The sequence below is a fragment of the Pseudomonas sp. HMSC076A11 genome, assembly GCF_001810205.1.
GTDB lineage: Bacteria > Pseudomonadota > Gammaproteobacteria > Pseudomonadales > Pseudomonadaceae > Pseudomonas > Pseudomonas aeruginosa.
Genome location: NZ_KV800316.1, coordinates 93,593 through 110,497, shown reverse-complemented (window position 1 = coordinate 110,497; position 16,905 = coordinate 93,593). Strand labels below are relative to the sequence as shown.

The 16,905-nt window shown below is 63.5% G+C and carries 19 protein-coding genes; 2 read left to right on the top strand and 17 right to left on the bottom strand.

Going from position 1 to position 16,905, the window contains the following annotated elements; all coding sequences use genetic code 11:
* Nucleotides 1–13: 13 nt before the first annotated feature.
* The 9 genes from oprP to HMPREF2716_RS22635 all read right to left on the bottom strand — a co-directional run bounded on the left by oprP (nucleotide 14) and on the right by HMPREF2716_RS22635 (nucleotide 8,243).
* Nucleotides 14–1,336, bottom strand: a complete 1,323-nt coding sequence (oprP, locus tag HMPREF2716_RS22675) for an outer membrane porin OprP (protein WP_070622016.1) — start codon at nucleotides 1,334–1,336, stop codon at nucleotides 14–16.
* A 458-nt stretch (nucleotides 1,337–1,794) separates the two neighbouring features.
* On the bottom strand, nucleotides 1,795–3,111 hold the full coding sequence (gene oprO, locus HMPREF2716_RS22670; RefSeq protein WP_003104423.1) for an outer membrane porin OprO: 1,317 nt from the start codon (nucleotides 3,109–3,111) through the stop codon (nucleotides 1,795–1,797).
* A gap of 246 nt (nucleotides 3,112–3,357) precedes the next feature.
* Nucleotides 3,358–3,948: an HvfX family Cu-binding RiPP maturation protein gene (locus HMPREF2716_RS22665; protein WP_003143472.1), complete on the bottom strand. Its 591-nt coding sequence runs from the start codon at nucleotides 3,946–3,948 to the stop codon at nucleotides 3,358–3,360.
* A 2-nt stretch (nucleotides 3,949–3,950) separates the two neighbouring features.
* A complete protein-coding gene (locus tag HMPREF2716_RS22660; protein WP_003114075.1) occupies nucleotides 3,951–4,685 on the bottom strand; it encodes an HvfC family RiPP maturation protein in 735 nt (244 codons plus the stop codon).
* Nucleotides 4,682–5,536 carry an HvfB family MNIO-type RiPP peptide maturase gene (locus tag HMPREF2716_RS22655; RefSeq protein ID WP_003114074.1) on the bottom strand — a complete coding sequence of 285 codons (855 nt, stop codon included), beginning with the start codon at nucleotides 5,534–5,536 and terminating at the stop codon, nucleotides 4,682–4,684. Before HMPREF2716_RS22655 ends, HMPREF2716_RS22660 begins: the two co-directional genes overlap by 4 nt.
* Nucleotides 5,537–5,554: 18 nt before the next feature.
* Nucleotides 5,555–5,869: an HvfA family oxazolone/thioamide-modified RiPP metallophore gene (locus HMPREF2716_RS22650; RefSeq protein WP_003091625.1), complete on the bottom strand. Its 315-nt coding sequence runs from the start codon at nucleotides 5,867–5,869 to the stop codon at nucleotides 5,555–5,557.
* Nucleotides 5,870–6,274: 405 nt separating this feature from the next.
* Nucleotides 6,275–6,514 carry an anti-sigma factor family protein gene (locus HMPREF2716_RS22645; protein WP_003104432.1) on the bottom strand — a complete coding sequence of 80 codons (240 nt, stop codon included), beginning with the start codon at nucleotides 6,512–6,514 and terminating at the stop codon, nucleotides 6,275–6,277.
* Nucleotides 6,508–7,119, bottom strand: a complete 612-nt coding sequence (locus HMPREF2716_RS22640) for an RNA polymerase sigma factor (RefSeq protein ID WP_003104434.1) — start codon at nucleotides 7,117–7,119, stop codon at nucleotides 6,508–6,510. Before HMPREF2716_RS22640 ends, HMPREF2716_RS22645 begins: the two co-directional genes overlap by 7 nt.
* 2 nt (nucleotides 7,120–7,121) lie before the next feature.
* Nucleotides 7,122–8,243: a beta-ketoacyl-ACP synthase III gene (locus HMPREF2716_RS22635; RefSeq protein WP_003104436.1), complete on the bottom strand. Its 1,122-nt coding sequence runs from the start codon at nucleotides 8,241–8,243 to the stop codon at nucleotides 7,122–7,124.
* A 490-nt stretch (nucleotides 8,244–8,733) separates the two neighbouring features.
* Between HMPREF2716_RS22635 and HMPREF2716_RS22630 the strand changes: the two genes are divergently transcribed.
* On the top strand, nucleotides 8,734–9,249 hold the full coding sequence (locus HMPREF2716_RS22630) for an ankyrin repeat domain-containing protein (RefSeq protein ID WP_003091630.1): 516 nt from the start codon (nucleotides 8,734–8,736) through the stop codon (nucleotides 9,247–9,249).
* 3 nt (nucleotides 9,250–9,252) lie between these two features.
* Here the strand turns inward: HMPREF2716_RS22630 and HMPREF2716_RS22625 are convergent, their stop codons facing one another.
* Nucleotides 9,253–9,756 carry a cysteine hydrolase family protein gene (locus HMPREF2716_RS22625; protein ID WP_003143462.1) on the bottom strand — a complete coding sequence of 168 codons (504 nt, stop codon included), beginning with the start codon at nucleotides 9,754–9,756 and terminating at the stop codon, nucleotides 9,253–9,255.
* A 79-nt stretch (nucleotides 9,757–9,835) separates the two neighbouring features.
* Between HMPREF2716_RS22625 and HMPREF2716_RS22620 the strand changes: the two genes are divergently transcribed.
* Entirely contained in the window at nucleotides 9,836–10,249 is a 414-nt protein-coding gene (locus HMPREF2716_RS22620) for a 3-isopropylmalate dehydratase (protein ID WP_070622015.1), read from the top strand.
* A 38-nt stretch (nucleotides 10,250–10,287) separates the two neighbouring features.
* Here HMPREF2716_RS22620 and HMPREF2716_RS29090 read toward each other — a convergent pair whose 3' ends face one another.
* The 7 genes from HMPREF2716_RS29090 to tssI all read right to left on the bottom strand — a co-directional run.
* Entirely contained in the window at nucleotides 10,288–12,423 is a 2,136-nt protein-coding gene (locus HMPREF2716_RS29090) for a T6SS phospholipase effector Tle1-like catalytic domain-containing protein (protein WP_323180928.1), read from the bottom strand.
* Nucleotides 12,424–12,953: 530 nt separating this feature from the next.
* Entirely contained in the window at nucleotides 12,954–13,505 is a 552-nt protein-coding gene (locus HMPREF2716_RS29085; protein WP_073650794.1) for a Tli1a family immunity protein, read from the bottom strand.
* The gene (locus HMPREF2716_RS29895; RefSeq protein ID WP_073650793.1) at nucleotides 13,493–13,696 is read right to left on the bottom strand and encodes a DUF3304 domain-containing protein; all 204 of its coding nucleotides are present in this window, start codon (nucleotides 13,694–13,696) and stop codon (nucleotides 13,493–13,495) included. Before HMPREF2716_RS29895 ends, HMPREF2716_RS29085 begins: the two co-directional genes overlap by 13 nt.
* Nucleotides 13,693–14,043 (bottom strand): DUF3304 domain-containing protein, encoded by a 351-nt coding sequence (locus HMPREF2716_RS29890; RefSeq protein WP_079380431.1) that lies wholly within the window; start codon nucleotides 14,041–14,043, stop codon nucleotides 13,693–13,695. The genes HMPREF2716_RS29895 and HMPREF2716_RS29890 overlap by 4 nt, the downstream gene beginning before the upstream one ends.
* Nucleotides 14,028–14,549, bottom strand: coding sequence for a Tli1a family immunity protein (locus HMPREF2716_RS29700; RefSeq protein ID WP_031800740.1), 522 nt, complete (start codon nucleotides 14,547–14,549; stop codon nucleotides 14,028–14,030). The genes HMPREF2716_RS29890 and HMPREF2716_RS29700 overlap by 16 nt, the downstream gene beginning before the upstream one ends.
* Nucleotides 14,546–15,361, bottom strand: a complete 816-nt coding sequence (locus HMPREF2716_RS22605) for a toxin Tle1 chaperone Tla1 (protein ID WP_016852618.1) — start codon at nucleotides 15,359–15,361, stop codon at nucleotides 14,546–14,548. Before HMPREF2716_RS22605 ends, HMPREF2716_RS29700 begins: the two co-directional genes overlap by 4 nt.
* A gap of 9 nt (nucleotides 15,362–15,370) precedes the next feature.
* A partial coding sequence (tssI, locus tag HMPREF2716_RS22600; protein ID WP_070622014.1) for a type VI secretion system tip protein TssI/VgrG occupies nucleotides 15,371–16,905 on the bottom strand: 1,535 nt, incomplete at its 5' end.

Sequence of the window (16,905 nt, the reverse complement as noted above, 5' to 3'; positions counted from 1 at the left end):
GGGCCCGAGCGCCTCAGAACACGTACTGCAGGCGCATCACCAGGCCATCGCCGCTATCGTCGCCGTTGGCATTGCTGATCTTGTCGGTCTTCGCCTTGACGTAGTTGGCGGAAACCTTCACCGCCTCGTTGGCGTACCAGTTGACGCCCAGGGTATGGGTCTTGCCCTTGGCGTCGCCGACCTCGCGGGTGGCGCTGTCGACGACGATGTTGTCATCCTCGACCTTGATCGAGTCGTAGCGGTAGAACAGCTCCCAGGCGCCGATTTCCTTGTTCTCCGGCTTGATGGTGTCGAACTTGGCGCCGTCCAGCTTGTAGAGGCGCGGCTCGCCGGTGAGGGTGTAGGCCAGTTGCGCGTAATAGCCGGAGGCCTTGAGATCCTCGCGGTCGCGCTCGGCCTTGACCGTGCGCCGCAGGTACTCGGCCTGGGCCGAGAAGGCACCCAGCGCCCAGGCGCCTTCCAGGCCCCAGACCGAGTCGTCCTTCCACAGCCCCTCGACTGCCGAACTGCCGCCGAACAGACCGCGGTTGCCATTGCTGCCGGCATCGTTGCCGCCATTGGTGGAGACGCCGCGCATGCCCATGCGCGGGCGGATCCGGGTATCCACCGCGCTGTCCTCCAGGTCGCGATAGGCGTATTGCAGGCCCAGGTGCACCACGTTGCCCGGCTCGTGCAGCGGCGCGAACACGCCGCGCAGGTTGTAGCGCTTGACGCTGTCGCCGTCGGTATCGTTGTTGTTCTCGCTGAACACGCTGCCCGAGAGGAAAGCCATGCCGCCCACCACCGAGCTGGCCTGGATACCGGTACCGACGTTGTCGTTGACCCAGTCGGCGATGTCGTAGGTGAGGTTGCGCTCCAGCGCGGTGACCCATTTGGAGCTGGTGGCCTTTTCCAGGCCGAAGTCGGTGTAGAAGCGGCCGAACTTCAGGTTGACCGGGTTGAAGCCGGTATAGGTGACCGAAGCTTCGTCAAAGTAGCCGGCGCTGTCGTTGCCGACGTTGCGCGACAGGTCGTAGTTGATCTGGTACTTCCAGTCCCGGTAGACGGTGCCGCCGAACTCCAGGTAGGCGCGGCGGAAGTAGACGGCATCGGCGGTATTGCCGTTGTTCGTGTAGTAGCCGTCGAAGCGGCCGTAGTCGGCCTGCAGGCGGCCGCCGAGCTTGAAGCTGAATTCCTTGTCGGTGGTGGCGACTTCGAGGCCGCCCTTGGTCTTGATCACGATGTCGGCACCGTCGGTGGTCACGGTACCGGCCAGGCTCTGCGCGGAAATCGCCAGGCCCAGCAAACTCCAGGCAACACTGCTCCCCACCCCTTTGCACGAGTGTCTGCGAATCATCAGGTAAGTCCCCTGTTCGGATTTCGAATGGTCTTGAGCAGCGCGGAAACGGCCGGTTCTGTCGCCGGCCGGCGCTGCTGGAGGGGGATCATCTGGATGGGTTGTGACAGCGAGACTGCAAAGCGCGAAAGCTTTTGTGACAGGCAGCCGGATAGCGCCTGGATGAGGCCGTCGGATAAGGGCGCAGGCCTAGAGGCATCAGGTCCGGGCGTCAGATGTAACAGTTTGTTTCATATATTGCGGCAACCTTGCGAAGATTGCATGACTGCAATGAAAACCAAGAGTTTCTGCCGATAACCGTCTGGCTTTCGGATATTCCTGCCAGTACCTGCGGGTAGTCCTGTAACGAAAGAAAGACCCGGTTGCAGGCTGCCAACATCGCCACAACCGGGTAAGGAAGCGATTAAAAAGACCTCGCCGGAGCGAGGCCGAAAACAGGAGCAGATCGTTGTCGCTTCTTAGAACACGTACTGCAAACGGGTCACGAAGCCGTCGCCGTCATCGTCGCCATTGTTGTTGGTGATCTTGTCGGTCTTCGCCTTGACGTAGGCCGCGCTGATCTTCACCGCATCGTTGACGTACCAGTTCACGCCCAGGTTGTGGGCCTTGGCCTTGGTGTCGCCGACTTCGCGAGTGGCGGTATCGGCGACCACGTTGTCGTCTTCCACCTTGATGTTGTCGTAGCGGTAGAACACTTCCCAGGCGCCGATTTCCTTGTTTTCCGGCTTGACGGAGTCGAACTTGGCACCTTCCAGCTTGTACTGGCGGGACTCGCCGGTCAGGGTGTAGGCCAGTTGCGCGTAGTAACCCTTGGCCTTGATGTCCTTGTAGGCGTTGTCATCGGCCTTCAGCTTGCGTGCCAGGTATTCGGCCTGGGCCGAGAACGGGCCCATCGCCCAGGCGCCTTCCAGGCCCCAGACGCTGTCGTCCTTGTAGGAACCGGCCGGCGAGTTGGAGACGCCGCCGAAGGTCGCGCGGTTGCCGTTGTCACCGGCGTCGTTGCCGCCGCTGGTGGCGATGCCGCGCATGCCCAGGCGCGGACGGATGCGCGAGTCGAAGGCGGTGTCGTCGAGGTCGCGGTAGGCATAGTTCACGCCGACATGCAGAACATTGCCGGCTTCGTGCATCGGCGCGAACACGCCGCGGAAGTTGAACTGCTTGACGCTGTCGCCGTCGCTGTCGTCGGCGTCCTTGGCGGATACGCCGGCGGACAGGTAGGCCATGTCGGCGAGGGTCGAGTTGACCTGGGCGCCCATGCCGTCCTGGTGGGTGTTGATCCAGTCGGCCAGTTCGTAGGCGGCGTTACGCTCGGGAGCGGTCACCCACTTGGAGCTGGTGGCCTTTTCCAGGCCGAAGTCGGGGTCGAAGCGACCGAACTTCAGGTTGACCGGGTTGAAGCCGGTGTAGGTGACCGAAGCTTCGTCGAAATAGCCGTTGTCGGAGCTGCCGGTGTTGTGCGACAGGTCGAAGTTGATCTGGTATTTCCAGTCCTTGTATGCGGTTCCGCCGAGTTCGATGAAGGCGCGGCGGAAGTAGGCGGCGTCGGCGGTGTTGCCATTCTTGGTATAGAAACCGTCGAAACGGCTGTAGTCGGCCTGCAGGCGACCGCCCAGCTTGAAGCTGAATTCCTTGTCGGTGGTGGCGACTTCGAGGCCGCCCTTGGTCTTGATCACGATATCGGCGCCGTCGGTGGTCACGGTGCCGGCGAACGCCTGGGCAGATACGGCCAGAGCCAGAGCGCTGGCAACGAAGCCGAGCGAGTGCTTACGGATCATCGAAGATTTCCCCTTAATGGTGTGTGCATTGGCAACACGCGAGTGCCTGGCTACAGCGCGCCCCTTGTTCCGCGCTGGCCGTAAGGCGGCCCCTTTGTGTTGGGGGGAATCTTGGCGATGGCAGATTGCAGCCAAATTGCATGGAGATAAATGTTTCATTACATAGGAACTTTTTATCTCCAATGCGAATAACGCGAAAAGCCCTCTACTACGGGCCTTTCGGGTTATTCGATATGGGTAGAAATCTCAGCGCAATTTTCGCGCAATCCAGAAGTCAGCAGAAAGCCACTTGCCGGCGCCGCCGAAGAACAGCGCGAGCAACATCACCAGGTAGGTCGCGGCGAACTCGATGCCGTTGTTGACGATGGCGAAGCTTCCGCTCGACGTCAGCCAGTCGTAGTTGCCGTATTCGCGCAGGATTTCCCGGGCTCGCGCCAGCTTCTCGCCAGCCTCCAGCACCTGGGCGTTGGCGAACGGCGCGGACGGATCGGCGATCGCCTGCCAGCCGTTCGGCCAGTGCACGGCGAAGATCGCTACCAGCATGGTCACCATCAGCGGCAGGCTGATCCAGCGCACGGCCAGGCCGCACAACAGCAACACGGCGCCACCGGCCTCGCTCAGCGCGGCGAGCCAGGCCAGCAGTTCGGGAAACGGCAGGCCGAGTCCCCAGTCGGGATTGCCGAACCACTCGATGGTGGCCGGCATGTCCGCCAGCTTCTGGCAGCCGGCCATCCAGAACACCGGCGCCAGGTACAGGCGTAGCGCCAGCGGGGCGAGGAAATCCGCTCGACGGGTGACGTCGAGGGCATGCTGTAAACGCAGGAAGACAGTCTTCATCATCACTCCAGAGCGCCCTCGCCCATGAGGATGCCCTGGGCGTGCCAGTCCTCCAGCAAGGCGAAGGCATTTTCGAAATACTCCACGTCGGCGCTCAGGCCGCAGCTTCCGGCCAACTCGCGCAACAACGGCAGCAGCGCCACCGGCGCCTCGCCCTCCTCGCTCAGGCGCTGCGCGAGGCGATAGGCGAATGGCGACAGGTGCAGGAAGCGCACCCGCTCCGCCGGATCGCGCCAGACCAGCAGGCAGGTCGGCTCGGCCGGCGGCTCCATCGGCCGATGGCTCGGCCCCAGGCGATGGACCGGCCAGCGATAGGCCAGCGGCCAGGCCAGTGGCGACCACGACCAGGCCTGCGGCAGCGTCTCGACAGGCGCCTCGGCCAGCGACAGGGCCAGCTCGACCCACTCGTAGTGAGCCAGCTCCAGCAGGAAGGGCGGATCGCCCTCCTCCGCGCGGTAGCCGTCCTGCAGCCAGCCGATGAACTCCTCGCCCAATTGGCTGAAGTACGGTGTGCGGCAGCGATGCTCGCGCATGAAGGCACGCACCAGGCGATGCCAGCGCGGCTCGTCGAACAACTGGCGCAGGACCGGGAAACCGCTGCTGATGAAACCGTCCAGGTTGTTGAAGAACAGTTCCTCGTAGATCGCCATGCGCTCCGTCGCGATGCCGGGCGGCAAGGCCTGCTGCGGATCGCGGATACGTGCGGCGAAACGCCGTTGCAAGGTCGTGTGGTTCATGTGCCGTACCCCAGGCTGCGCAGTTGCGCTTCACCGCTGCGCCGCTGCAGCTCGCGGATGCGATCGGTTTCGGCATACAGCTCGCTCAGTGGCGGGAGGTTGAAATCGCGCTCCAGCAGCGTCGGGCGTTCGCCATGGCAGGCATAGGCATGTGCCAGCAGTTCCCAGACCGGATCGCAGACCGGCGCGCCATGGGTGTCGATCTTCAGGCTGGCGCCCTGTTCGTCGTGCCCGGCCATGTGCAGGTAGGCGATCCTCCGGCTGGGCATCGCGGCGATGTAGGCGTGTGCGTCGAAACCGAAGTTGCAGGCGTTGACGTAGACGTTGTTGACGTCCAGCAGCAATTGGCAATCGGCTTCCTCCAGTACCGCGCGGACGAAATCGACCTCTTCCAGCTCGCCCGGCAAGCGCGCATACGCCGAGACGTTCTCGACGATCAACGGCCGCTCGAGGACGTCCTGTACCACCCGGACCCGTTCGGCGACCCGGCGCACCGATTCGTCGCTGAACGGTAGCGGCATCAGGTCGTAGAGCTGGCCGTCGTCGGCGCAGGCCGACAGGTGCTCGCTGTAGGCACGGATGTCATGCTGCTCGATGAAACCCTTGATCGCACGCAGCAACGACATGTCCAGCGGGGCGTAGCCACCGAGGTTGAGAGACAGACCATGGCAGAGGAACGGCAGGCGCTCGGTCAGCTCGCGGAACTGGCGGCCGAGACGGCCGCCGATGCCGATCCAGTTCTCCGGGGCGACCTCGAGGAAGTCGACCCGGACCCCATCGCCGGCGCCGAGCGGCTCCAGCAGCGCGCGACGCAAGCCTAGCCCGGCGCCGCTGACGAATTCCCGTTGCATGGTCCGTCTCCTCAGGCCTTACGACTTCTTCTTGTCGGCGCCGCAGTTGCCTTCGCCGGCCTTCTTCTCGCCACCGCAGGAACCTTCCTTGGCCTTGCGATCCGCACCGCAGCTGCCTTCATGACCGGCCTTGGAGGCTTCGCGCTTGCCCTTGTCGGCACCGCACTTGGCCTCGCCGCAGGAACCTTCCTTGGCTTTCTCGGCGGCAGCCACGCTGTAGCCGCTGCTCAGCTCCTGCACGGCGAAGGGATTCTGCGCGGCATGCGCGCCGACACTGGCTACGCCGAGCAGAGCAGCGCCGACGACGGAAGAAGCGAGGGAAATCTTTTTCATGGGTAACTCCTGAAGTTGGTAGCGGGCGCCGGTATGGCGTCCTCGCTCCAATGGACGGAGCACCCCTGGCGGCGTTACAGCGGAGTCGAAAAAAATTTCCCGTCCCTTTGCCTGAACTCAGGGATTGCCCCTGCTGGAGAAATATCGGTCGGCGATATTCGCCAGGTCCCAGGCGTTCTCCTCAACTTCGGATGCTCGCCCAGCGAAACGGATTGCCGCCCCTCCGTAGGGTGCATATCGCGCAGCGATATCCGCCAAGCCCAGCCACACTCCTCGACCTCGTCACGCGGAAGGGAGAGCCACCCATGCCAGGCCGGGTTCGGTTCGCCCACGCCAGATAGCGGAAACGAAAAAGCCGCCGCCCACGAATCGCGGGCGGCGGCTTGGTGTCGAGGATACCCCGGCTCAGCGCCGCGCGGCGTCCTTGCGCAATTCGGAGAGATGCGCGGCCAGACGGTCGAGTTCCGGCCCCGGCCCCTCCGGCAGATGGCGCACGGTCGCCTGGGTCAGGCGCATCTGGCGGATGAAGCGCCGGCAATGCCGGCACATGAGCAGGTGGCTGCGCACCGCCAGTTGTCCGCGGAAGTCCAGTTGCCCATCGAGAAAGTCGCTGGACCGGGCGACCAGTTCCTTGCAACTCAGCATTGGCCGGTCTCCTCGAAATGCTCCAGGGTGGCGAAGACCTTCAGGCGGGCGCGATGCAGCAGCACCCGGACATTGGAAAGCGTGATATCCAGGAGATCACGGATTTCCTCCAGCTCCAAGCCCTGGCGTTCGCGCAGGGTCAGCACGCTGCGCTGCAGCTCGGACAGACCGTTGAGGGTCTTGTCCAGGCAATCGCGCAGTTCGCCCTCGGCGAGCAGGGCTTCCGGCGAATCCTCGTGCCAGGCGTGCGGCGGCTGGCTCCAGTGACCGTCGGCGGCAAAGCGCTGGTCATCCACCGTACCATGGGGCCCCGGCAGGTCGTCGAGGAAAACTTCCCGGCGAACCTGGCGCAAGCGGCTCTTGGCGGTATTGGCGGTAATGGTCAGCAGCCAGGTCTTCAGGCTCGAACGCCCCTGGAACCCGTCCAGCCCGCGAACCGCCGCGAGCCAGGCGTCCTGCACCACTTCCTCGGTATGCGATCTGCCGATGATCGCCCAGGCCACGGCCCGCATGGCGCCCTGGTAGGCGCCAACCAGCTCGCGGAAGGCTCGCTGCTCGCCGGCCAGCAGGCGCGGCAGCAGCTCGGCGTCGGTAGGCGCCGCCACGATCAGTGTTTACGCAGGATCACGCTACCGATCGAGTAACCGGCGCCGAACGAGCTGAGCACCCCGATGGCGCCGCTGGGCAGGTCGTCCTGGTGCTTGTGCAGGGCGATCACCGAGCCGGCGGAACTGGTATTCGCGTAGCTGTCGAGGATCACCGGCGCCTCGTGCGCCTCGGCGTCGCGGCCGAGCAGCTTGCGGGTGATCAGCAGGTTCATGTTCAGGTTGGCCTGGTGCAGCCAGAAGCGCTTGACCTCGGCGACCTGGATTTCATTGGCCGCCAGGTGCTCGCCGATCAGCTCGGCGACCATCGGGCAGACATCCTTGAACACCTTGCGGCCTTCCTGGACGAACAGCTTGTCGCGCTTGCCGATACCGCTCTCGTCGGCGCGGTTGAGGAAGCCGAAGTTGTTGCGGATGTTGTTGGAGAACTGGGTCAGCAGCCTGGTGCTGACGATGTCGAACTGGTGCTTCGACACGGCCAGGTCGGCGCGCTCGACGATCACCGCGGTGCAGGCGTCGCCGAAGATGAAGTGGCTGTCGCGGTCGCGGAAGTTCAGGTGGCCGGTGCAGATCTCCGGGTTGACCATCAGGATCGCCCGCGCCTGGCCGGTCTGGATCGCGGTGGTGGCGGCCTGGATACCGAAGGTGGCCGAGGAGCAGGCCACGTTCATGTCGTAGCCGTAGCCCTGGATGCCCAGCGCGGCCTGCACCTCCACCGCGATCGCCGGGTAGGCGCGCTGCAGGTTGGAGCAGGCGACGATCACCCCGTCGATGTCGGCGGCGCTGCGGCCGGCACGCTGCAGCGCCTCCCTGGCGGCGGCCACGGCCATCTCGCAGAGGATCGACCACTCGTCGTTGCTGCGCTCGGGAAGGTACGGAACCATGCGCTGCGGGTCGAGGATGCCTTCCTTGTTCATCACGAAGCGGCTCTTGATGCCGGACGCCTTCTCGATGAACGCCGAGCTGGACTCGGCCAGCGCCTCCAGTTCGCCCTTGGCGATGGCCTCGGCGTGCTGGTCGTTGTACTGGCGCACGAAGGTATTGAAGCTCTCCACCAGCTCATCGTTGGAGATGCTGTAGGGCGGAGTATAAAGACCGGTTCCGCTGATGACGGCTTTATGCACAGTTGTTCCTCTTCTCTCGCTGGGCCGCCGTCGAACGGGGCCGATTAGGCATAGCGGTGCCCGCCTGGGGCCGGCACCGGAAACGGGTTCGCTCGCGGCGATGCCGGGCGCTCTACGAAAAGACGTTGGCGACGCGCTTTCGTACAGGGCCCGGGCAAGGTCGGCCATTGCGCAGTGTGCCACCGCCTCGCTTCGGCAAGCGCGCGCACCGCTCAGTGGTATCGAAGGCGCCAAGGATATTCCAGAGTGCACGCCGGGCACAGCCGATAGGCGCACGATCGGTTTATTTTCCCCGTTTTCGCCACCGATATCCGTATCGAACTGTAAAGACGACGCAACCAGGCCGGCTTCCGGTCACAGCAGGCTGGCACCTTCCCACCCCAACCATCGATTGAATTTGCCAACCCGCCCCATAGGCAATGCTCAACAGCCCACCTCGGCAAGGCCGCCTATCATTCGGCAAACCCGGTATTCACAAGGAAGCAGCCCCATGACCGATAGCCCTCGTCCAGAACTGGATATGGAAACCCAGGAGTTCGTCCACCAGCTGTTCGACCTGGCCCGCCAGGGCAACAGCCAGCGCCTCGAGCAACTGCTGCAACAGGGCCTGCCGCCGAACCTGCGCAACCACAAGGGCGACAGCCTGCTGATGCTGGCCAGCTACCATGGCCACGCCGACACGGTACGCCTGCTGCTGGCCTACAAGGCCGACCCGGACCTGCGCAACCTGGCCGGGCAGACACCGCTGGCCGGCGCTGCGTTCAAGGGCGACCTGGCGATGGTCGAACTGCTCCTCGCCGGCGGCGCCGACGTCGAGGGCGCCTCGGCCGACGGCAAAACCGCACTGATGATGGCGGCCATGTTCAACCAGGCCGAGGTCGCCGCCAGCCTGCTGGCCCACGGCGCCCGTCGTGACGCCCAGGACGCCGCCGGGCTGACGCCGCTGGCGGCGGCGCGGATGATGAATGCCGAGGCCACGGTCGCGCTGCTCAGCCGGCCCCACTGAGCCTCAATCCGCCAGCACCTCGGCCAGGCTGACGACCTGGCCGAAATGATGCTTCCACAGGCGCACACCCAGCTCCCCCGAGCGATCCAGCGAGGAGCCGAGCACCAGGTCGCCGATCAGGGTCGGTTGCAGGCCGGCGTCGAACAGGGCGAAGCCGGCGGCGAGCACGCAGGTGTCAGCCTGGATGCCGCAGACCAGCACCCGTTCCGCTCGCAGCGCACGCAGATGGTCGACGAGTTCCGCCGTCGGCAGGTAGCCATGCTTGACGAAGACCCGGTCGGCCGCCACCAGGCAGGCATCGTCGAGCGGCGGTCGCCAGCCGAGCTGGCGCTGGAACGGCGTACGGGATTCGTCATGGCGCTCGACGCTGGCCACCGAGGGCATCCGCCCGAGCAGTTGGCCGATGCCTTCCAGCAGCCAGTCCGGCGGGGCGAAACAGGGTTGCACGTCGACGATCAGCAGGGCCTGGCGCATCGGTAGTCGGCTCCGGAACAACAGGCCAGGCATTCTAGCCCACTCCGCCCCGTCGCTCCGCGCTCCAGCGAAACTGGGCTAGCCTGAGGGAACCTTTCGACGGAGAGCCTTCATGCGCCCGATGTACGCCGTAGCGATCCTTTTCCTCCTGGCCGGCTGTTCCTCGGTTCCCGCCGAGAAGACCCGGGCGATCCCCGCCGAACGCCTGCTCGGCTACCAGCAACCGGTGAGCGGTGGCGGCCAGCTGGAAGTCCACCGCGACTATGGCTACCTGGGCGGCGGCTGCTACGTGGCGTTCCTTATCGACCGCCAGGTCGCCGCGCGCATCGGCGTCGGCGAGGAAGCCAGCTTCCAGGTGCCGGCGGGCGAGCATGTGGTCGGTATCGGCATCGATACCCAGGACGACACCCTCTGCGGCAAGGGCCTGCTGAACCGCGAGCTGAGAACCCGGATCGCCGCGGACGGCAACGCGCGCTTCCGCATCGTCAGCGAGGCCAGCAGCGGGTTCGACATCCGCGCCGAATGATCCGGGGCGACAGGTCGGCCGCGTTCGCCGGTCGAGGTTCAAAGCGATTCCATCAGGTCCTTGCCGCGCTTTAGCCAGCCCGGCGCCGAGCCGGGGCCCGGCGGTTGCGCCTGCTCCGTGCCCATGTCCTGCAAGGCCTGCTTCGCCTCGCCGAGCCAGGCCGGGGTCGCCGCCGCGGGCGCCTGGGTGAGTTCGGCCTTGGCCACCAGCCCGGCCAGGCTGCCCAGGTCGCGCGCCTTGAGCGCCTCCACGGTCTGCTGAGCCAGCAGCACCTGCTGCAATGCGGGCGATTGCACCGCCGCGACCGCCAGCGGCGGCGGTGGCGGCAACTGGCCGATCTGCTCGACCTTGTCGCCAGGCTCGCAGGTGAAGGCCCGCAGGTTGTCCAGCGCCGCCCCGCCGACCATCGGCAAGGCGATCCCGGTCAGCGGGTCGAAGGCGCTGATCTCCGGCAGGCCGACCTTGCCGCTCAGCAGCGGACGCGCCAGCGATGGCAGGAACAGCCCGAGCAGCATCCGCGGATCGCGACGCTTGACGCTGAGGCCGACGCTGGCCAGCATCACCCCTACGCCTACCACCCGCCCGGCGGTGGCCAGTACCGAGAGCCGCTTGTTCGACTCGTTGTCGAAATGCACCAGGCGATAGCGGAAGTAGTCGGTGAAGGGTTCTCGCGGGCCTATCGCCGAAGTGTTCATGAACCAGGCGCGGGAGTCGTGCACCTGTTCGTCGAACAGCGCCACCAGCTTTTCCTGGCCCGGCGCCACCCGGTCGGGAGCGCTGAACAACTGGTGGTAGCGCGCGCTGCCGTCGCGGTGGATCTGGCTGTATTCCTCGGCTTCGTCTTCCTCGTTGATCAGGAATACGGTGCCGCCGAGCAGCAGGTCGATCACTCCGCCCACCGTCATGCCGTCGTCGAGCACGCCCCAGTCGCCCTTGTAGTCATGGGCGAACTCGGCGGCGGCGCCGAGTAGTTGGCGCTGGTCCAGCGGCGGATCGAACTGCTTCTCCACCCGCAGGTCGCGCAGTTTGTCCTCGCCGCCGATCAGCGCCACGTTGCGATCCCACTCCGCCTGTTCGGCGGCGCTCATCGGCGGGAGCGGCTCGCCCTGCTGGGCGGCCGCGTACTCCCGGCTACGCCGCTTGTGCAGGGCCTCCCAGGCCTTCTGCTGGGCTTCCGGCATGTCCGGCGGGACATTGGCGAAGAACGCCTTGTTGCGCAGCCCGCCGGCATAGCGGTCGATGCGCCAGGCGGTGATCAACGCGGTCTCGCGACGGATCACCTCTTCCAGGGGGCCGGCCTTGGCCTGGGCCTGCCAGGCGTTGAAACGGGTGGCAAGTTCTTCGGAGACGCTGAACTCCGCTTCGGTTTCAGGCGTCATCTCCCGCCAGACTTCATGAAAGTCCGGATGAACGGCTGATTTGGGAACCTGCAAAGGAGCACCGGCATCAAAAGCTTCCGCATACATATGCTGCAGCGCTATCTGGGATAGCAGGAATTCCGAACCTCCCACCGCCTTACCCTGGTTGCCAACGCCATAACCCCCTCCAACATCCGAGTGAACACCAGGGTATGCATATTCCACCGTACCCTGCCGATAGCAGGAAGGCCCCGTACGACGTCCGTTGGCATCCAGGTCGCGACGGCGGATCGAATCCAGCGGAAAACTGGCACGCTGCTCATGGCATGAGATCAAATGCACGCAACGTTTCAGAAAAGCGCAGTCTTCCGGCAATGTGGTCGGTAGGCACTGAACCTGGGCTTCGTCGGGCAGCCGCATGGTGCCGTCGGCCCAATCCATATGTCCGGCGGCGAACGGCGCGCTATCCGCCAGTCCAACTGCCGCCACGGTATCGAAAAGGCCGAGGAACTCGATGGAGATCGGCAGGCCGGCGAAGCGATATTCCACCCGGCCATCGGCACCGCTGGCCCGAGTCAGCTCCTGCAGCCAGTTGGCGAAGGCTCGTGCCTCCGCCGCCCCACGGGAGAATCCATAGATATACAAACGCATGGCCAGGATATGCGGTTTCTGCCCTGAGTCCTGACGCTGGCGAAGCTTTTCCTCCAGTTCCTTGAGTTTTGGCTCCAAGGCAGCTCGGCGTTTTTTCTCGCCGTTCTCCAACAACCCACCGGTTAGAACCTTGGCAATTCCATTGGTTGCCATGTTCTTAATCATTGTTTGAGACTCATCTAGCATAAGAGGACTTTCTGGGGTAAGCGTTCCTTGCAAAACATCAACCAAGCGGGTTATTCCCCAGTTTACTCTGTTCTCCCCACCTGCCGCCGCAATCAAACCGAGACTCGACGGAGTATATTCCCGAATATCTGGAAATACCGTACCAACCCCAGGGCAGTAATATCGAAAGAAACCCAACCCTTCCTGCACGGAGCCTTCTCCGACAGAAGCATGAAATAGCTTTGCCACATTACTTCTAGAAGGCGGCAATGATGCACCATCAGCCCGATCATTATTATTAGTGCCATCATAGCCTATGCTCACATGCAGAGTTTTACAACAAGGTATTCCACTGCTTTCTCCGCCACCCTCCCTATCCCGCTTGATTTTTTCCTCATTATACTTCCGCTCTTCTTTTACCTGCCGACTTATATTCTTAGAGAGAACACTTGGCTCAAGCGGAAGAAGCCTTTCCTTCGGAAATTCAGGAGCAACACTGACAGTCACACGAATATCTTCTCGCAAGACATTTATTTCTTCGGACATTCTGCCACTCTCTCCATAACCATCGGATAGTTATAAGGATATCCAGGGTACCCCGGAGAAGTGGCCGCAGCAGTTACACGAACCTGATTGCAAGGCAGAAAGTGAACTCTTATCGGCCCAGGCCTTTCATACCTAGGTATTTCAACAACCGCCTTGTGATGCGTGTAATTTTTAGCATGTCGTCGATAGTCCTGCATATCCAGACTCCCGTACCGATCTCGCTTTAGTTCAGCCTTAGGATTAGGATCAATTTCCCACTCTACAATCGCCTCCAAACCCGGCACCCAGTACTTTGGAATCACGCCACAACATACTTGCCCACCTCCGCCCTGATGAGGGCCCAGGTTTGGCCCCCCGGCACCATTCACCGTAAATTCGTTAATCGCCGCCGGAGTATGGTTGTAACCCATGATAGGTGCAGACAGCACTTCAGGCCCAGCTTGGCATGCCACCAGCCCAAAGAAGGTGCTGAGAAAAACCACCAGCCCAATGGACTTTTTATTTCCCACACAGATCAAGTTCATCAACTTCTGCATGACATACCCCTCATATCAAAGTAACCTTTATTCGGATATTCAGGATGAAACGGCGTATAACAGGAAGCTGAAGTAGCAACCTTATCACATGGAAGAAAGTGTATTTTTAGCGAACAAATCTCCTTACTATCACAAGAAGGTATATCGACAGTTTCCTTATGACGAACATACAAGAGTCCATGCCCTCTCATACGTTTTCTCCAGCCATCTGAAAATATCTTTCCGGCCAGTCTTTATAAGCCCCTGGCTCAGGATCTACCTCCCACTCTACGGTTGCCTTCAAGCCCGGCTTCCAAACTCTAGGAACGACACCACAACATACCTGCCCTGCTCCCCCCTGAAATGGACCAAGGTTTAATCCGCCAGCACCATTTACACTGAATCTGTTAATAGCCGCCGAAGTATGGTTGTATCCTCCGATAGGAGTAGACACCATATCAGGGCCTGCCTGGCACGCTTGTAAAAACAAAAAACCTATCAGTAAAGCAATCAGCCAAACAGGTGTCCTTAACCCCTTTGCATTCAAGAGCTTTTGCATGAAGGCTCTCTCTTCTGAAAATACTTTCTATCTGGATACTCTGGATGCCCCTGGCTGTAATAGGTTGTTGAGACCGCGACCTGGTCGCACGGGAGGAAATGCACCTGCAACAGGCATATTTTTTCACTACATCTAGGTATATCCACGATCATCTTGTGTCGGGTGTAGCTTGAGGCATGTCTCAAGTAATCATCTTTATCCAGCCGTCCATATTTATCTCGCCTTATAGCGGCGTGCGGTTTGGGATCTTTCTCCCATTCCACGACAGCTTTCAAATTTGGATTCCACTTCTTTGGAATCACTCCGCAACAAACCTGGCTACCATCCCCCTGATAAGGGTCTAAACGCGGTCCACCCGCCCCATTCACCGAAAACAAATTGATCACCGCGGACGTATGGTTGGAACCCATCACCGGCGCCGCCAGCATGTCTGGCCCGCTCTGGCAGCCTGCGGCCAGCAGGGGCCCCGGAAGCAGGGCGGGAAGGCCGATGCCGCGCCCGTTCATGCGCGACTCGTTCCCGCCGGGGAAAAGCCGGGGCCGGGGGTCTGTTCGCGTAGCCATTGGGCGACGAAGGCATCGCGCTGGTCGAAGTCCTGCAAGCCCTGGCGGTCGGCGGCCAGGTGCGCCTGGACCAGATGCTGGAGCAGGCTTTCCTGGCTGCCCAGGCCATGCTCGCGGGGCAGCACGAAGTATTCGCGGCGGTAGGCTTCGGCCTCGCTCCAGGCGCGCAAGGCAACGACCTGGTGCGCTTCCAGGCGGAGGGCCGCTTGCAGCGGCGGCGTCTCATGGGCCTGGTAATGACCGGCCAGCGCCCTCGGCCGGCCGTCGCGGTCCAGCCAGTGCCAGCTGGAAACCGGGGCATGCAGGTAACGGCTCTGCCGGGGATCGAGCATGTCGCTGACCGCCATGAACAGGCCCGGCTCGTAGAAACGCAGTACGCCGCTGGAACGACCCTGGTTCCACTCGGCCTGGGTGCAGCTGCGCAGGTGCTCGCCCAGGCGCGGCAACGGCCAGGGGCTGAACAGGAGCATCAGGTGGCGGCGGCAGTCGATGCGTTCGAGCAGTTCGTCCAGCCAGGCCGCGTGGCCGTCTTCCAGGCGCAGCAGCAGCGGGCCCTCGTCGGCCAGGGCGGCCTCCGGGGTTTGCTCCAGCAATTTGAACAGCGCCGGAGGATCGCTTTGCCGCGCATGCTCGGCGAGCAAGGGATAGTCGTCCAGCCCGGTGGCATCGACCAATACATCGATGTGGGTCTGCAAGCCGCGATCGCGGGAGCGCTGCCACAGCTCGCGGGCCCAATGGCGGGGGTTCGGCGTCATCGCGGTTCCTCAGCGCTCGGCGAGCGCCTGGCCTCTTTTCTTCGCCTGTAGCAGGCACTCTTCGCAGACCGGTTGCCGCGGCGGCAGGTTGGCCGCGACCGCCTCGGGTGGCGCGCCGGAGCTGTCCTGGTCGGCCATGCCCGGCACCCGCGGCATCTTGATCGCGATCCCCGAGCCGCTTCCCGGCGCGCCGCCTGCATTGATCCGTGCCAGCGGGCCGCTGATGGCGATGCCGCTTGCGTCGAGCCGGATGAAGCTGCCGCCGGCCTTCACCGTCAGTTCGCTGTCAGCCTCGATCACCATCTTCTGCCCGGCCTTCAGGTGGATCTCGCGCCCGGCCCTGGCCAGGTAGGCACGACCGAGCTTCACGTGCTGGCTGTCGCCGACCGTCAGGTGGTCATCGGCCTTCAGCTCGACCTTGCGCTCTCCGTGCACGGTGTGATGCTCCTCGGCCTTGAACTCGCTGTAGCTGTTCGCCTCCACGGTGTCGTGGCGTTCGTGGCCGACGCGGATCTTCTGGTCATGCTCGATGTTCTCGTCCCAGTCGCGCTGGGCATGGACGAAGATCTGCTCCTGGCCCTTGCGGTCCTCGATGCGCAGCTCGTTGTAGCCACCGCCGCCAGGGCTGCTGAGGCTCTTGAAGACGCTGCGGGTCTGGTTCGCCGGCAACTCGTAGGGCACCGGGTGGGCGGCGTGGTAGACGCAGCCGCTGACCAGCGGCTGGTCGGGATCGCCTTCGAGGAAGTCCACCAGCACTTCCATGCCGACCCGCGGAATGACGATGCCGCCATAGCCGTTGCCGGCCCAACCGCTGGCTACGCGCAGCCAGCAACTGCTCTTGTCGTCGCCCTGGCCCTCGCGGTCCCAGTGGAACTGCACCCTGACCCGGCCGTAGCGGTCGCAGTGGATTTCCTCGCCTGGCGGGCCGGTCACCACCGCGGTCTGGCTGCCCAGCACGCGCGGCTTCGGGTGCTCCAGCGGCGGGCGGAAGAACACCTCCCAGGGCGTGGCGAGGAAGCGGTTGCGGTAGCCCTGCTGGAAGTCGTCCGTGCTGGCCGACGTGTCGGAGGTAACGTTCTCTTCCAGCACCTGCGGCTGCTTGCCTTCGTGGAAGACTTCGCTGAGCAGCCACAGGTCGTTCCACTCCGCGCGCGGGTGCTCGGCGATCTCCAGGAAGTGCCCGCTGACCAGCAGCGGCTGGTCGCTGACCCCTTCGCCCAGGCGCCGGTCGGCGCGGTGCCGCTCCAGGGCGCGCTGGCTGAGCAGCTTGCCGCGCTGGCGATCGACGAAGCGACCGGGGTAGTCGTAGTCCTCCAGGTCCGGCTCGGCCGGGGCGTCGGCAGCGGGGCGATTGCCGGCCTCCAGCAGCAGCCGCGGCTTCTCGAAGTCGTAGTCGCGGCGGGTGGTGCGCGTGGTGCGGCTGGCCAGGCGCAGGCTGAAGCGCTTGATCACCGGTTCGTCGGCGACCAGCCCGCTGTCGTGCACGTAGGCGGTGGGACGGCCCAGGCGGGGGAACACCGTCTGGTCGTCGCCGAACACCAGCA

What these genes read in the sequence shown, in the direction of transcription:
- HMPREF2716_RS29090 (WP_323180928.1), bottom strand. Translation starts at nt 12,423, where the DNA reads ATGATTAAGAACATGGCAACCAATGGAATTGCCAAGGTTCTAACCGGT.
- HMPREF2716_RS22655 (WP_003114074.1), bottom strand. Translation starts at nt 5,536, where the DNA reads ATGCAACGGGAATTCGTCAGCGGCGCCGGGCTAGGCTTGCGTCGCGCG.
- HMPREF2716_RS29700 (WP_031800740.1), bottom strand. Translation starts at nt 14,549, where the DNA reads ATGAACGGGCGCGGCATCGGCCTTCCCGCCCTGCTTCCGGGGCCCCTG.
- HMPREF2716_RS22620 (WP_070622015.1), top strand. Translation starts at nt 9,836, where the DNA reads ATGCGCCCGATGTACGCCGTAGCGATCCTTTTCCTCCTGGCCGGCTGT.
- HMPREF2716_RS29890 (WP_079380431.1), bottom strand. Translation starts at nt 14,043, where the DNA reads ATGCAAAAGCTCTTGAATGCAAAGGGGTTAAGGACACCTGTTTGGCTG.
- oprP (WP_070622016.1), bottom strand. Translation starts at nt 1,336, where the DNA reads ATGATTCGCAGACACTCGTGCAAAGGGGTGGGGAGCAGTGTTGCCTGG.
- HMPREF2716_RS22650 (WP_003091625.1), bottom strand. Translation starts at nt 5,869, where the DNA reads ATGAAAAAGATTTCCCTCGCTTCTTCCGTCGTCGGCGCTGCTCTGCTC.
- HMPREF2716_RS22625 (WP_003143462.1), bottom strand. Translation starts at nt 9,756, where the DNA reads ATGCCTGGCCTGTTGTTCCGGAGCCGACTACCGATGCGCCAGGCCCTG.
- HMPREF2716_RS22665 (WP_003143472.1), bottom strand. Translation starts at nt 3,948, where the DNA reads ATGAAGACTGTCTTCCTGCGTTTACAGCATGCCCTCGACGTCACCCGT.
- HMPREF2716_RS29085 (WP_073650794.1), bottom strand. Translation starts at nt 13,505, where the DNA reads ATGCAGAAGTTGATGAACTTGATCTGTGTGGGAAATAAAAAGTCCATT.
- HMPREF2716_RS22630 (WP_003091630.1), top strand. Translation starts at nt 8,734, where the DNA reads ATGACCGATAGCCCTCGTCCAGAACTGGATATGGAAACCCAGGAGTTC.
- oprO (WP_003104423.1), bottom strand. Translation starts at nt 3,111, where the DNA reads ATGATCCGTAAGCACTCGCTCGGCTTCGTTGCCAGCGCTCTGGCTCTG.
- HMPREF2716_RS22660 (WP_003114075.1), bottom strand. Translation starts at nt 4,685, where the DNA reads ATGAACCACACGACCTTGCAACGGCGTTTCGCCGCACGTATCCGCGAT.
- HMPREF2716_RS22605 (WP_016852618.1), bottom strand. Translation starts at nt 15,361, where the DNA reads ATGACGCCGAACCCCCGCCATTGGGCCCGCGAGCTGTGGCAGCGCTCC.
- HMPREF2716_RS29895 (WP_073650793.1), bottom strand. Translation starts at nt 13,696, where the DNA reads ATGAGAGGGCATGGACTCTTGTATGTTCGTCATAAGGAAACTGTCGAT.
- HMPREF2716_RS22645 (WP_003104432.1), bottom strand. Translation starts at nt 6,514, where the DNA reads ATGCTGAGTTGCAAGGAACTGGTCGCCCGGTCCAGCGACTTTCTCGAT.